This is a genomic window from Paenarthrobacter sp. NPDC057981 (assembly GCF_042886835.1).
Taxonomy (GTDB): domain Bacteria; phylum Actinomycetota; class Actinomycetes; order Actinomycetales; family Micrococcaceae; genus Arthrobacter.
Genome location: NZ_JBHVQI010000011.1, coordinates 38,173 through 51,523 on the forward strand (window position 1 = coordinate 38,173; position 13,351 = coordinate 51,523).

A 13,351-nucleotide genomic window follows, 5' to 3' on the forward strand; every position below is an offset into this window, starting at 1 on the left:
AGTCAAACCAAATAACTAGAGCTGTTTGGCTCTAGGTCCTGCTGTATTTGAATTTGACTTTGAATTTGCCTCTGTGGGCTTTGCCTAGTAGGTGCGGAGAAGGGAGAAAGACTAGACTAAAGAACCTTCTCCGCACCAGACACATTGGATAGAACCATGGCAAGTAGTTCTCTACCATTATATCATGCGAATTTCAAGAAACGCTTTAGAGAGAAAGCAGCTCGCGGCGCTTGCGTGGCTCTTTGTGACGCTTTCCAGCGGCAATGTAGAGAGCATTAGATGCGGCAATGAGAGGGCTAATGTCCTCATTGGAATTTCCACGGCTCCACAGGCGGGAGTCTCCGGAGTAGCGGAATGCTGCGGCCTCTACTGCCTTATCGAGGCTGGGGTCTTTGGCGTGCACTAGAGCGCGGTCCGAAACGTGCATTGTCATGTACGAAACTCCGGATGCAACCTCTTTCATGGTCATTGCTCGGAGGTTATGCGTGCTAATTCGGCGGTTCCTTTGCAGTGTTTGGAACACTGTGAGGTTGTTTCCGATGCTGTCAAAGCCGATTTCAGCGCCTCTGTGCTCGGTTAGGAGCTTGCCAATGTAGGCAGGGAGCCAGTTAATTCCGCCTTTATGCTCAAGAATCTGCACGTGTGGAAGCCCGTCTGACGTGTAGAAGGCCACTGCAACGGCTCCGGCATCCCCTGAAGGTGTCGTATCGAAGGCGATAGAGAAGTTGTCGACAGGGAGATCCAGCATCTCTGGCACCTGTCCGGCTTCCCAGTCCTCTTCTGAGATCGCACGGAGTGAGGACGCCACAGGATCTAGGCATAGGAACTCACGACTGAAGGACAGAAGGCCTTGGGTCTCCAGCGCCTTACGGAGGAACTTGACGGCTACAAGGCCGGATGAGATTCCGGGGTAGACCTTGCTCCACAGCTCTTCGTCTGTGGCGTCATCGGTTGGCTCCATGGAGTAATCAAGGATGCCTAGGTCTTCCGTGCCCTTCCTACCGGCTGTGAGGTACTGCCATAGGAGGCCTTCCCGCGTCCGTGGAGGGGTTCCGGTAACAATGAGCTGAGCGGAGGGACGAGTAGCCAGTACGGGCATGGCTCCGGCTAGGAGATCTTCCGTGGTTTTGGAGTCGTATTCTCCTGCCTCATCAAACAAGATGGTGTCAGCAGCGGAGCCACGGAAGGCGGAGGCCTGTGGCTTGACGGCACGCCAGACAGATCCGTTGTCCCAGACAATGCGGATAGAGCCATTGGACTTGTAGAAGCGGAAGGGCCTTGTCTTGTCATCCGGAAACGCCAGCTCCAACCGGCTTCCAAGCTCGGCTAGGAATTGTTGGGAGAGCGTTCCAGTCTGAGCCGTGGAGATTACTTGATACTCCGGAATGGAGAAGCAGCGGCCTAGAAGTGTGGCCTGAATGCTTGAGGTCTTGGTAGCGCGTCGGCCCATCTGGATAACCAGCTCGGGATAGAGCGGGAGGCCTTCCGCGTTCTTGGCTTCCAACAGGCCGGCCACCTGTTCACCCTGCGGAAAGAGCGGAAGTTTGATGAGGTTAGCGGCCTTGTGTGCCTCTGTAAGGTCCACAGAATCGGGTACAGGGGAGTGGAAGCGCGGAACGGCTGTGTACGTCTTAGGCGTCATCCTGTGCCGCCTCAGGGGAGAGAATTTGAGGGGCAACAGCCGGGGTATTGGAGATCTCTGTCAAAAAAGGCTTCAGCGTCGGTCGCTTGACCTTGGGGACGTGGCGGGTAGGGGTCTGTGCCTTGGATCGAAGTTGATTGCCAAGCTTCGCGCCTGATCGCACGTTGCATGACGCATGGCTTCCGGCTAGGTTGCTTGGGCTATCGATCTCACTGGCTGTCCAGCCTTGAGCCTCAGCTACAACGCGAGGTGTGACGTGGTCGGCCTGCCACTTCATATCGGCTGTGACTACTCGGCCACAGATAGAGCAAGGGCTGGGCAGCATGGCTGCTACTACCTTGCGTGCTGCAACACTGCGGGTACTGGAGTACTGGCGTACTGACATAGCGGTATCCCTCTCGGGTTATCCGTCTTTCTCAGTAGCTCTTTCTCCGGTTGCTCTCCGGTTGGGCCTCTTGCCCTGCGCTAGCTTGCCTCTAGCAATTCCTCTGCTGCTGTCCAGTACATAAGCCGTGAGGTAGTACTGCGTTCCTTGGTTACCTTGCCTTTGCGCTGCAACTCACGGAGCGCACTGTTTACGTGTGGCATTGGCTTATCTGACAGCTCGGATACTTCCTTGGTGGAGAGTGTTCCGTGTTCCCTCAGTAGCGATAGCATCCGGTCTTGGACTTGTCCCCTTGGGCCTGTCGGTGGCTTGGGCTTCCGCGTCCGCCTCAGGTCGCCTATCTGTTGGACTGCTGTTGATCCTCCGGGGTGCACGTCCCTAGCGTGCTCCACTGCCCATTGCTGGGCTTCCTTGAGGTCTACGTAGATAGCTCTCGCGCCACTATGGCAATCACAGCCAACGACAACGGACAACACTGTCTCGTCGTCGTCTCTGCTGATATCCATAAATAGCGCCATTGGAGCCTCTCGTTAAAGTACAAAGGACCGTCTTTCCGGTCTGTCAGCTAATTACCCAATAGCGGGGGTTTCGGTTCTGACGGTGGCCGGTGTTCCGGGTTCATCGTCATCTTTGTTGCGCTTATTGGTCTTGATAGGCCACGCTCGGCGGATCACTTCCCAAACCAGAAAGGCAAGAATTGCGTACGGTACAAGCTCCGGTGGAACCTGTCCGACAAGGGCTGTGAGATCCATTGTTTTAAACCCCCCAAAGTTCAATCGCAGGGGCAACCCAAAGTTAATTCAAAGGGCCATCGCACACTACTATTATATCACGGAATGCGAACGATTCTCATTAAGGATTCGGCGGTATTGGGCCAGTGATTGCCACCTATCCAGTACCAAGACAGTTCCGATTACGAGTAGCGCAATGGTCATCTCTGCTCCGCCGCTTCCGTGCACTTGAGGTCGAGATCTTCCGCTACCGGTCTGCTCTTGACGTTGGTCTCAGGGGTTACGTGGTCAGCCGGGAAGAGGACAACGGGCAATCCGCTTTCCTTCCCGATTCCTACGACTACTAGAGCCTCTCCGTCATGTTCCTTGGCGTAGGTCATTCCGTACTCGTCCGTTGTCGGATGCTGGTAGAGGTCTTTCCTGTTGAGCTGGTAGCGGATCTCTTCGGCAGGGGAGTTATCCCAGAAGATGGGAGTTGGTTCCGGTGTTGTGGTTTCCATGGTGATTCCTTCTGTGTGAGGTGTTTCTTGCTTGTCTTCTGTCCGCTTGTCTGTGTCTATGTCTGTTGTCTGGGGGCTAAAGCCCCCCCAGACAAGACATACAAGGCGGTTGAATGTATGGCAGACATAGAGGCAGACATTGAATGGCCCTACTTCCCTTTATTTGCAAGGGTTTGGCATCCAATGTCTGCCTATGTCTGGGTATTGTCTGTGTCTGTCAGTACTCGGATGGAGCGACAGACAAGGCAGACAATGAATAGGCAGTTTTAGGGCCTGATCCGGTCTTTACGATCTGAGTTGCTTCCTGCATCCACTTCAAAGCCTCACGGAGCTTGGCGGAATCCTTGTTCATTCCAAGGGCATCCGCGATTGCTCGGGCTGAGGTAGCACCGGAACTGATCGCGTTCATTACTTCGCGCTGGAGATCTTCCGAGGGTCGAGCTGCAACGTGTTCCGCTATGCCTTGCTGGAGCTTGGACAACGGAACGCATACAGCGCCTTCAGAGTCGAATCCGTCGATCTCCCGGTATCCCTGAATGTGGTAGCTGATCGTGTCCTGAGGAAGCGCACGGCCTTTGACCTTGGTCCATTCAAGCTTGGCCTTACCGGTACCGATGTTGGTGAGCTTGGCCTGTACGTCACACTTGCCCATCATGCCGGAAGCTCCACGGGCCTTGTTGCCGTCGTGCCCTGTGTGGTGGACAACGATCGCCATAAAGCCTAGGGAGTCTCCCAGTCGCTTGACCTCACGGAGTACTCCAACCATGTCCGTATTCGAGTTCTCATCGATTCCTGGGGCTAGGTCAATTTGAGTATCAAAGACAATCAGCGAGGGAGTAATGTCCACTTCGTTGATTTCGCGGACTAGGCGCATAAACCCATCCTCAGGCTCCGGCTGTTCCTTGCCGATACCTAGGAACATGTGGTGACCTTCGCCGCCGTCGAGGAAGACCAAGCCATTGAGGCGGGAAGGGTCTACGTCCTTGTGGTACTTGAGCCAAGCGTCAACATGCACGGAAAGAGCTGCGCCACCTTCAGCGGCCACGTAGACGGCTTCCTGTGGCTTCCCGTCGTTGTTTAGCTTGTAGCCCTGCCACCGGTCGAGGCCAGCGCACCAGCTCATAACGAGATCCAGCACTAGAAGGGTCTTGCCGGTGTAGGAAGCTCCGAAGATTTGGAAGAGGCCGGAGCGGTGGATCTTATCCTCAACAAGCCAATCGATTTCGGGAGTCTTGAGCATATCCGTAACGGACTTGAGGCGGTTCCGTGCTCGGTCTTCGGCCTCTTCAGCTTCCAGTACGGAAGCCGCGTGCTCTCTGTTGATCTCAGTGAGAGCCTGTACAAACTCGGTGTACAGGAGTTCCGGACCGAAGCTGACGCTGTTGCTGATCTCATCCTTGAGGTAGGAAGGGAGGCCTTGCAGTCCAAGGCTTCGAACTTCGTCCATTGTCTGCACAACGGGAATGTTGAAGCCATTGAACTTCCAGATCTGAGCGTTGCATACGGTGCTACTGCTCATGTGCTGGAGGTGGTTAATAAGCTTGAGTTGCTTGTCGTTATAGGTAGTGGTTTCGGTTGACATTGCTGTTCCTTCTGGTTGTTAGTTCGCTCATGTGAGCCTTTCGTTTGATTTGTTTTGACCTTGACTTTTCCAGCCAACCGCCACGGAAGCCGTGGTATAATTATTAGTGAAGCTGGATTTTTATTCAGTTGATTACGAGAGTAGGCTCCCGCTGTTAATCACAGGTGGCGGGGGCCTTTTCGTTTACTTGGACGGCATCTTGTAGTGCATGTTCACGCCACAGGCCTTCTCAATCTCTTTGTTGAGCTGGTCGAGATCGGCCTCCGTGGAGATCTTCCGATAGTGGCCGTCGAAGTACTCTTGAGCGCACTTGCCTAGCCGCTGCTTCTCTTCCTCTGAGGGTCCACATGCTGTCACTCCGGCCAGTACGGCCAGCGCCAGCGCTCCGGCTGCTAGTCGCTTCACGCGCTAGCCTGTGCCTTCTCGCGTGCGCGTCGGCCTATGTCCCTGAGGGCTTCAACCGTTGCCTTGCGGCGCTCGTCCTCTTCCTCCAGATCTTCTAGCTGCTGGATCTCTTGGTCTAGGTGTTCAATGTGCGCCTTGGCATTCTCAAGGTCCTTGGCGTAGCGCTCTTGCTTACGGGCATACATGGTCTGGGAGTAGCTGCGCTGTCTGCGTAGCTCGGTGAGTGAGGTCATAAAAATTTCTTTCTCTAGGGGTTGTGTTTCTGTGTTCGTAGGTCTATTATATCACAACTTTCGGGCAGGGCGACATTATCCACGCGGGAGCGGATCTGTCAAGCCAAAACCGTTGTACACTACAAAACTTTCCTTTAAACGACTCAACCCCCATCCGGTAAAGGATGAGGGCTGAGCCAAGCAACATGCGAGGTTGTATTATTTCATGGCCGTGGGGTCTGGACCAAATCGGCTACGGGCTTCCGGGGTACAAGGGCTATGTTGTCGTCACTCCAGCGTGCTCCGCGTCCCGTTGCCTTGAGGGTGATTGACTCCCAGACCGTCGAGACGTAGCGCCTCCGCTTCTCCAGACTCAGGGCGTCCCACTCGAAGACGTACTTGATTACTCCGTCTGCATCCTCCGTCGCCTCAGCCAGTTCATCGACTGTCGGCAACCGGACCAAGGAAACCTTCTCAATGGTCGCAATCTTGCCGTCTATGTCCCTGAGCTTCGCCTCATGCTTCTCACGGGCTGGGCGGATCTCGGAAGGTCTGAGGCCTTCCTCCGCTGCTTCCTCCAGCCAGTCAGTCCAGCGCTTGACCTCATGAGCGCGTGCCTCCCGGAGTTCCTTGAGTGAGTCCTTGTCGGCCTCAACCTCCGCGTTATCCGTATTAAGCAGTACGGCCAACGTCTGGAGGATCACCAGATCGTCAGTTTTCTTGAGTTCCTTGGAGACGTGGTTGTGCTCACAACGGTAGATGTAGCCAATCTTGGTAACTCCGGTGGAGAGCTTCCGCTTGGTTTGGCGTCCGTAGCACTTGCCGCCACAGGCCTCACAGGTCAGCAGTCCAGACAGGAAGTACTCATGCTCTGTCCGCTTGGGCTTGGGGCGTCCCTTGGTGTTGAGGGCTGCAACAACAGCGTCCCAAGTCTGACGGTCGAGGACGGCATCCCAGTTGCCTTTAATAAGGTCGCCTTCGTGCTCCAGCAGTCCAGCCAAGCGAGGATGCTCCATGGTGCGCCGGAGCGGCTGACGCTTCCATTCCTTATCAAAGGTGGTCTTGATCCCGCGAGCGTGGAGGATATCCAGACCGGCTGTGAGGGTTCCTCCGTCAAGGATGATTTCCGCAATGTCCCGGATAGCTTGAGCTTCCTCCGGAACTAACTTGCCGTCGAGATCCAGACCGAACGGCCTACGTCCGCGCCAATGGTGGTCGCCGTTTTCGCGGTCCTGTGCGAACTTGGCCTTTTGGCGTGCGCTCCGTCGCGTGAGTTCAGCCTGAGCAACGGCCACCTTGATACGGGCAAAGAGTTGGCCGCTATCTGTGGCAAGGTCAGCGTCTCCGCCTACGGTCGCGAGCTTGAGGCCTTGCTTCTCGGAGAGGTTCAGAAGGTGCTCAAACTCCATGGGAACGCGCCATAGCCGGTCAAGATCCCAAGCGGCTATGGCGTCGATAGCTCCAGCTTCGAAGTCGGACAGCATCCGCTCATAGGCAGGACGCTTGACCTTGCCGGAAGCGGATACGTCGTTGTCCATGTATTCAGTTCCGACGGTCCAGCCTTTGGACTGGAGCAGCTTGTGAATGTCCTTCCGCTGGCGGTCTACGGCTAGGCCTTCGTCAGCGGTACCAAGGCCTTTGTCCTTGGAGATCCTGAGGTAAACAGCGCATGTTGTCATAGTCCCATATGGTACCGCCTACCAATTGGTGTTGCCGTCCACCCAAGTGTTGCTCGCCCGGTCGTAGCGGCGCTCGGTGGTCCCGAGGCGGAAAGTTGCTGTTGCAGTGCCGCGGGTGGTGGTCGAAGTCTTCACGTCCGAGGCCACGAAGCCCCTGACGGTGATCATGTCGTTCATTGGTGGTCCTTCACGATGTAGGGAAGTGCCTGTCCGGCCCTTTCAGCTTCATCGAGTGACCTTCGGGATGGCAGTACTGTCCTTTGCTATGTGAATAACTCCTGGGTTGGCCCAGTTGTTGAGGAACAGTGATGCCTGGAGCGCAGATGGCATGCGGCCGAGCGATCGCATGTAAACTCTTTGTGGCGCGGACGGCCCATGTGGTCGTCGAGTCAGTGCGCCCCAGTAGCTCAGGGGATAGAGCAGCGGCCTTCTAATCCGCCGGTCGGGGGTTCGATTCCCTCCTGGGGCACCGTTCACCCTCCTTGGTTACCTCCAAGGAGGGTGTTTTTCCCTGAGACGGACTCCAGAAATTCCTTCAGGTTGCTCAATACCAGTTGCCACGTGGCAGTGGAGGATGCAACTTCGTCCTCGCTTGAATTGTTGCTCTGAGTGATGGTCACAGTGGTGCCGCCCGGAGTCCGGTCCAAGACGTATTCCACGGTGTGATGATTCTCGGGGATGTCCGGAAGCCCTGAAGCAGGACTGAAGTGAGTGGTCTTAAGCCTCGCAGGAGGATCGAAAGCCAGGATGGTCCCTGTGCCTTTGTACACCGTGCCGTGGTATTCGCCGGAGTACGTCATCGGATCGCCCACTTTCCAGGTGGTGGTGACCTGGGTGCCCAAAAAGTACTGCTTGATGAGCTCGGGATCAGTTAGGGCTTCCCACACTATTTCCGGCTGTGCACCGATCGTGGTTGACGCGACGACGTCATTGACTCCTTCACCCACAGTGTCCGCTCCCTCTCACTTTCAGGCTCTTGGGGACTCCCAGCACACGCTACGCCGGTCCAGGCCTCATGTGAATGGCACAATGGCTAGGTGATAAGCAGGGGAACCACACAAAATCTTGGCTTGGCTGCACAGGCGTCCACCACCAGCGTCCGGCGTTCAGGTGGGGCGCTGATGTTTGCCGCGACCGTCGTGATGATGGCGGCGTGCACTGCCGCGCCCGCCTCTCCCACGCCCGCCGGTTCGTCGACGCAGCCCGCGGGCATCGCGAGCCAGGGCACCGGCAGCGCCGTTCCGTCGGCCGGCGCCGAAACAAACCCCTCAACAGGCGCCCGACCCTCGGAAAGCCCCGATCCTGCCGTGCTGGCAACCACGAAGACCGTCGAGTCCACACTGAAGAGCCTCGTGGCCGGCAATCCCAAACCGGACCGGGAATCGCTGCGGGCTGCCCTGGTATCGGCTGGGATCCCTGAGGGGAACCTCGAGGTATCGGTCAGCCGAACGCCAACCGGGCTTGATGTCGACGCCATCGAGGCGGCCGCGTTGTCGGGCAATTCCTGCGTCATGGGCCAGATACGTGACGGCGGCGTCGTGGTGACCGTGCTGCCCGTCCTGGCCACTGGAAAGTGCTTCGTGGGAGACGCCCGCTAGTTCACCCGCGGCCTGCGAATGTGAGTTATGTACGCCTACCCATTAGATTTAAAGGCATGGCGGAATTCATTTACACGATGACCAAGGCTCGCAAAGCCGTTGGCGACAAACTTATTCTGGACGACGTCAGCATGTCGTTCTACCCCGGCGCGAAGATTGGCGTCGTCGGCCCGAACGGTGCTGGCAAGTCCACCATCCTCAAGATCATGGCCGGTTTGGACACCCCTTCCAACGGCGAGGCCCGCCTGAGCCCCGGATACACCGTGGGCATCCTCCTGCAGGAACCGCCGCTGAACGAGGAAAAAACCGTTCTGGGCAACGTCCAGGAAGGCGTTGGCGAGATCTACGGCAAGATCCAGCGCTTCAACGAAATCTCCGAAGAGATGGCCAACCCGGACGCGGACTATGACACGCTGCTCGACGAAATGGGCAAGCTCCAGGAAGCCATCGATGCCGCTGATGCCTGGGACATCGATTCCCAGCTTGAGCAGGCCATGGACGCACTGCGTTGCCCGCCTGCAGATTCCGACGTAACGGTCCTGTCCGGTGGTGAACGTCGCCGCGTCGCCCTGTGCAAGCTCCTGCTGCAGAAGCCTGACCTCCTGCTCCTTGACGAACCCACCAACCACTTGGACGCCGAGAGCGTTCTGTGGCTCGAGCAGCACCTGTCCCAGTACCCCGGTGCTGTCCTCGCCGTCACCCACGACCGGTACTTCCTGGATCACGTGGCCGAATGGATCGCAGAAGTGGACCGTGGCCACCTCTACCCGTATGAGGGCAACTACTCCACCTACTTGGAGAAGAAGAAGGCACGCCTTGAGGTTCAGGGTAAGAAGGACGCAAAGCTTTCCAGGCGCCTGAGCGAGGAACTTGAGTGGGTACGCTCCAACGCCAAGGGCCGCCAGACCAAGTCGAAGGCGCGTTTGGCCCGCTATGAGGAAATGGCTGCCGAGGCCGAGCGCACCCGCAAGCTGGACTTCGAAGAGATCCAGATTCCGCCGGGACCACGCCTGGGATCCTTGGTGATCGAAGCCAAGGATCTGAAGAAGGGCTTCGATGACCGCGTTCTTATTGAAGATCTCTCCTTCTCCCTTCCCCGCAACGGCATTGTTGGTGTGATTGGCCCCAACGGTGTGGGTAAGTCGACGCTCTTCAAGACGATCGTCGGGATGGAACCGCTCGACGGCGGCGACCTCAAGATCGGCGAGTCGGTAAAGATCTCCTACGTTGATCAGTCGCGTGGCGGTATCGACCCCAACAAGACCCTGTGGGAGGTTGTTTCCGAGGGCAATGACTTCATCCAGGTGGGTCAGGTCGAAATGCCTTCGCGCGCCTACGTCTCGGCTTTCGGCTTCAAGGGCCCGGACCAGCAGAAGAAGGCCGGAGTCCTCTCCGGTGGTGAGCGCAACCGCCTCAACCTGGCACTGACGCTTAAGCAGGGTGGCAACCTCCTGCTTCTTGACGAACCCACCAACGACCTCGACGTCGAAACCCTGAGCAGCCTTGAGAACGCGCTTCTCGAATTCCCGGGCTGCGCCGTGGTGGTCTCCCACGACCGCTGGTTCCTGGACAGGGTGGCGACGCACATCCTCGCCTACGAAGGTGACGACGAGAACCCGTCCCGGTGGTACTGGTTCGAGGGCAACTTCGATTCGTACGAGGAAAACAAGGTGGAGCGCTTGGGTCCTGATGCCGCCAAGCCGCACCGCGTGACGCACCGTCGCCTCACCCGCGACTAGTACATAAAAGAAGAGGCCGGTCCCTGCTGGGACCGGCCTCTTCTTTTGTCTCGTCAGGCTACGGAATCCTGACCATGCCTTCCTGTGCCACCGTGGCGACATGGACGCCGTCGCGGTTGAAGATCCTGCCCGTGGCCAATCCGCGGGCTCCTTGGGCGCTGGGGGACTCCTGGACGTACAGCATCCACTCGTCCACTTTCACGGGCCGGTGCCACCACATGGCGTGGTCGAGGCTGGCAACGCTCATGCCCGGCGTCATCCAGGACAGGCCGTGCTTGCGGAGGATGGGTTCAAGCAGCGTGTAGTCGCTGGCGTAGGCCAGGGCGGCGATGTGCAGCTGCGGATCATCGGGGAGCGGACCCATGGTTTTCATCCACACAGCGTTGGTGGCCACGTGGTCGCTTGGCGGGGAGACGTAGAGCGCGGGGTCGATGTGGCGGACATCGAAGGGGCGCTCGGAGGACATATGCCGCGCCAGCGGGTGGTCGTAGTGGGACAGCAGTTCGGCCGTGCTGGGCAGCGTTTCGGGATCCGGGATGCCTTCGGGCATGGTTGCCTGATGATCCAGGCCGCCGTCTTCGACCTGGAACGAGGCAATCATCGAAAGAATGGGGACACCGTCCTGGTAAGCATGCACGCGGCGGGCGGAAAAGGAACGGCCGTCGCGCAGCCGTTCAACGCCGAAGGTGATGGGCTTGTTCGCGTCGCCCGGACGCAGGAAGTAACCGTGCATGGAGTGGGCCACTCTGTCCGGCTCAACAGTGCGCATGCCGGCCATCATGGATTGGGCCAGGACTTGCCCACCAAAAACACGATGCCGTGGCTGCTTCTGTGATGGGCCGAGGAAGATGTCCTCGTTGGTCCTTGCACCGTCAAAGTCACCAAGGTCCAGCAGGCCAATCAGCACTTCCATGGGGTCTACTTCGGGTGCTTCCACCTGGAGGCCAGCGTTCGTCTCAGTCATGGTTCGACTTTAGACGCCGCCCCGACCCCTCTCAACCGGGGACATGCCGGTAGAGTCGATGATGTGACAGACGTTTTGACCCAGTCCTTCCGCTTCGCCGATCCCCGGGACCTCGCTGATTTGCGGACCTTCGTCACCCGGGCAAAGAGCATCGACGACGGCGGCATCCGGCTCCAGGCCGCAGGCAACGTCCTGGCCGCCTACGTGTGCGTCTTGAGGCCGCGGATTCTCGGTGAATCGACGCCCACGATTCTTGGTCTCCGCACCATGGCCCTCGCGGAGCCGGCGCACGCAGACGTGACAGTAACGCTCGCCTCCATTACGGACCGCCTGGCACGCTCGGGTGCCGACGACGTCGAACTGCCCGTGCCGCCGGCGACCGTTTCCGAGTCGTGGGCCGGCGTCAGCGCGCCGCGAAGCGGGTGGGAAGCCCAGGGGTCCATTTCCGACGCCGAGCTCAAGGCAGCCGCCGAAGCCGGCATTGCGGAGGTGGCCAGCGTCATTCCCACCTCTGCGGGATCCGCAGTGGTCAATACTGCAAGGGCTGCCGTGTGGGGCCGACCGCTTCCCGGCGAAGAGGTGCTGCCGGCCGGGGCCGCGTTTGCAGCTTTTGCGCTGGGGTTCCTTGGGGATGACGCCCAACAAGTCTTCCGGAACGGACGCTGGTTCCGGCTGAGCGGAACCCGCGGCCACGTGCTGGTGCGCACGGGCGCGGGGCTCGGCCTAGGTTTTTCGGTCTAGTTGCGCGGACCCTGGGAGGGGCTGTTGACCATGGTCAGCGCAGCCCGTTCCATGTAGTCCCACAGCGTTCCCTCGTGAAGCGGCGAAAGGCCCAGCGAATCTACGGCTGTACGCATGTGGAACAACCACCGGTCCTTGGCCTCCGGCGTCACCTGGAAAGGCATGTGGCGCATGCGCAGGCGCGGGTGGCCACGTTCCTCGCCGTAGGTGGTGGGCCCGCCCCAGTACTGCTCCAGGAACATCAGGAAGCGGCGCTTCGCCGGTGCAAGGTCCTCTTCGGGGTACATGGGGCGCAGCAGCGGATCGGTAGCCACGCCGTCGTAAAAGACATCAATGAGCTTGACGAACGTTTCATGTCCGCCGACGGCAGAGTAGAAGCTGTCCGTATAGGCAGGTTGGCTGAACGGATCGTTTTGCATCAACTGGCGTCGAGGACCCGCCTGCGGCGATTGCGGCTCTCCGCCTGCAGTGTTACTCATTGGACTTCTCCTCGGCTTTGGCGACGCGCGGCGCGCCAGCTGTGACGGGCGCAGCTGTTGCGCCGGGTTGGTTGCTGTCATCGGGTGAATCCAGCGGCACATAGTCTCCCTGGGAACGGTTGCCGACCCGCAGGATTTCACCGTTGCGCAGGTACCAGATGGCCCCGTCTTCGGCCCGGACGCGCGTTATGCGCAGGCCCACGGATTCAACGGTACCAATCACTTCACTGGTGACGATCACGTCGCCGATCCCGTACTGGTCCTCAATGGTGATGAAGATCCCTGCGAGGAAGTCGCGGATCAGTTGCTGGGCGCCAAAACCTATGGCAACACCAAGGATTCCCACGCTGGTCAGCAGAGGTGCGACGTCGACGTTCATGAACTTGAGGACGTAGATGATGACGATCACCACCACTACGACGCTCACCAGGCTTGTGAGCAGCGAGCCGATGGTTTCAGCGCGCTGGGAACGGCGTTCGTGGTCCAGCGCACGGATGGCAGGCTGAACCCATTTGAAATGGGCCTTCTTGAAGAACGAACTGCCGGCGGAGACACGCCGGGTGATGCGCACAATGATGAAGCGTGCCACTATCCACACCAACAGGCCGACGCCTACGGTGATGAGAATGGATACGAGGTCGATCTTTTCAGGTTCGATGTTGATGGCTTCCGCAAGGGGGATGAAGGTCAAAGT

General features: G+C 58.4%; 15 protein-coding genes and 1 tRNA gene. 4 read left to right on the forward strand and 12 right to left on the reverse strand.

Annotated elements, in window-relative coordinates:
* Nucleotides 1-205: 205 nt before the first annotated feature.
* The 8 genes from ACFVSI_RS11920 to ACFVSI_RS11955 all read right to left on the reverse strand — a co-directional run bounded on the left by ACFVSI_RS11920 (nt 206) and on the right by ACFVSI_RS11955 (nt 7,313).
* The gene (locus ACFVSI_RS11920) at nt 206-1,678 is read right to left on the reverse strand and encodes a hypothetical protein (protein WP_387823568.1); all 1,473 of its coding nucleotides are present in this window, start codon (nt 1,676-1,678) and stop codon (nt 206-208) included.
* Between the two features lie 429 nt (nt 1,679-2,107).
* The gene (locus ACFVSI_RS11925; RefSeq protein WP_387823571.1) at nt 2,108-2,545 is read right to left on the reverse strand and encodes a helix-turn-helix domain-containing protein; all 438 of its coding nucleotides are present in this window, start codon (nt 2,543-2,545) and stop codon (nt 2,108-2,110) included.
* 413 nt (nt 2,546-2,958) lie between these two features.
* Nucleotides 2,959-3,258: a hypothetical protein gene (locus ACFVSI_RS11930; protein ID WP_387823573.1), complete on the reverse strand. Its 300-nt coding sequence runs from the start codon at nt 3,256-3,258 to the stop codon at nt 2,959-2,961.
* Between the two features lie 217 nt (nt 3,259-3,475).
* On the reverse strand, nt 3,476-4,840 hold the full coding sequence (locus tag ACFVSI_RS11935) for an AAA family ATPase (protein ID WP_387823576.1): 1,365 nt from the start codon (nt 4,838-4,840) through the stop codon (nt 3,476-3,478).
* Between the two features lie 183 nt (nt 4,841-5,023).
* Nucleotides 5,024-5,245 carry a hypothetical protein gene (locus tag ACFVSI_RS11940; RefSeq protein WP_387823579.1) on the reverse strand — a complete coding sequence of 74 codons (222 nt, stop codon included), beginning with the start codon at nt 5,243-5,245 and terminating at the stop codon, nt 5,024-5,026.
* Nucleotides 5,242-5,478, reverse strand: coding sequence for a hypothetical protein (locus ACFVSI_RS11945; RefSeq protein WP_387823581.1), 237 nt, complete (start codon nt 5,476-5,478; stop codon nt 5,242-5,244). Before ACFVSI_RS11945 ends, ACFVSI_RS11940 begins: the two co-directional genes overlap by 4 nt.
* 203 nt (nt 5,479-5,681) lie before the next feature.
* Entirely contained in the window at nt 5,682-7,136 is a 1,455-nt protein-coding gene (locus tag ACFVSI_RS11950) for a recombinase family protein (RefSeq protein WP_387823583.1), read from the reverse strand.
* Between the two features lie 18 nt (nt 7,137-7,154).
* A complete protein-coding gene (locus ACFVSI_RS11955) occupies nt 7,155-7,313 on the reverse strand; it encodes a hypothetical protein (protein WP_387823586.1) in 159 nt (52 codons plus the stop codon).
* Nucleotides 7,314-7,532: 219 nt separating this feature from the next.
* Here ACFVSI_RS11955 and ACFVSI_RS11960 point away from each other — a divergent pair.
* A tRNA-Arg gene (locus ACFVSI_RS11960) sits at nt 7,533-7,605 on the forward strand.
* A 4-nt stretch (nt 7,606-7,609) separates the two neighbouring features.
* On the opposite strand, the gene ACFVSI_RS11965 is transcribed toward ACFVSI_RS11960, so the two are convergent.
* Nucleotides 7,610-8,083, reverse strand: coding sequence for an SRPBCC domain-containing protein (locus tag ACFVSI_RS11965; RefSeq protein WP_387823589.1), 474 nt, complete (start codon nt 8,081-8,083; stop codon nt 7,610-7,612).
* A gap of 123 nt (nt 8,084-8,206) precedes the next feature.
* Here ACFVSI_RS11965 and ACFVSI_RS11970 point away from each other — a divergent pair, with 123 nt between their 5' ends.
* Nucleotides 8,207-8,734, forward strand: coding sequence for a DUF6993 domain-containing protein (locus ACFVSI_RS11970; RefSeq protein ID WP_387823592.1), 528 nt, complete (start codon nt 8,207-8,209; stop codon nt 8,732-8,734).
* 56 nt (nt 8,735-8,790) lie between these two features.
* Nucleotides 8,791-10,473: an energy-dependent translational throttle protein EttA gene (gene ettA, locus ACFVSI_RS11975; protein WP_387823594.1), complete on the forward strand. Its 1,683-nt coding sequence runs from the start codon at nt 8,791-8,793 to the stop codon at nt 10,471-10,473.
* 58 nt (nt 10,474-10,531) lie between these two features.
* On the opposite strand, the gene ACFVSI_RS11980 is transcribed toward ettA, so the two are convergent.
* Nucleotides 10,532-11,437: an acyl-CoA thioesterase gene (locus tag ACFVSI_RS11980; RefSeq protein ID WP_387823597.1), complete on the reverse strand. Its 906-nt coding sequence runs from the start codon at nt 11,435-11,437 to the stop codon at nt 10,532-10,534.
* Nucleotides 11,438-11,500: 63 nt separating this feature from the next.
* Between ACFVSI_RS11980 and ACFVSI_RS11985 the strand changes: the two genes are divergently transcribed.
* Nucleotides 11,501-12,178 carry a hypothetical protein gene (locus ACFVSI_RS11985; RefSeq protein ID WP_387823600.1) on the forward strand — a complete coding sequence of 226 codons (678 nt, stop codon included), beginning with the start codon at nt 11,501-11,503 and terminating at the stop codon, nt 12,176-12,178.
* On the opposite strand, the gene ACFVSI_RS11990 is transcribed toward ACFVSI_RS11985, so the two are convergent.
* Nucleotides 12,175-12,657, reverse strand: coding sequence for a globin (locus ACFVSI_RS11990; RefSeq protein WP_387823603.1), 483 nt, complete (start codon nt 12,655-12,657; stop codon nt 12,175-12,177). The two genes, ACFVSI_RS11985 and ACFVSI_RS11990, sit on opposite strands and share 4 nt — an antisense overlap.
* Complete coding sequence (locus ACFVSI_RS11995) at nt 12,650-13,348, reverse strand: mechanosensitive ion channel family protein (RefSeq protein ID WP_387823606.1); 699 nt, start codon at nt 13,346-13,348, stop codon at nt 12,650-12,652. The genes ACFVSI_RS11990 and ACFVSI_RS11995 overlap by 8 nt, the downstream gene beginning before the upstream one ends.
* Nucleotides 13,349-13,351: the final 3 nt, after the last annotated feature.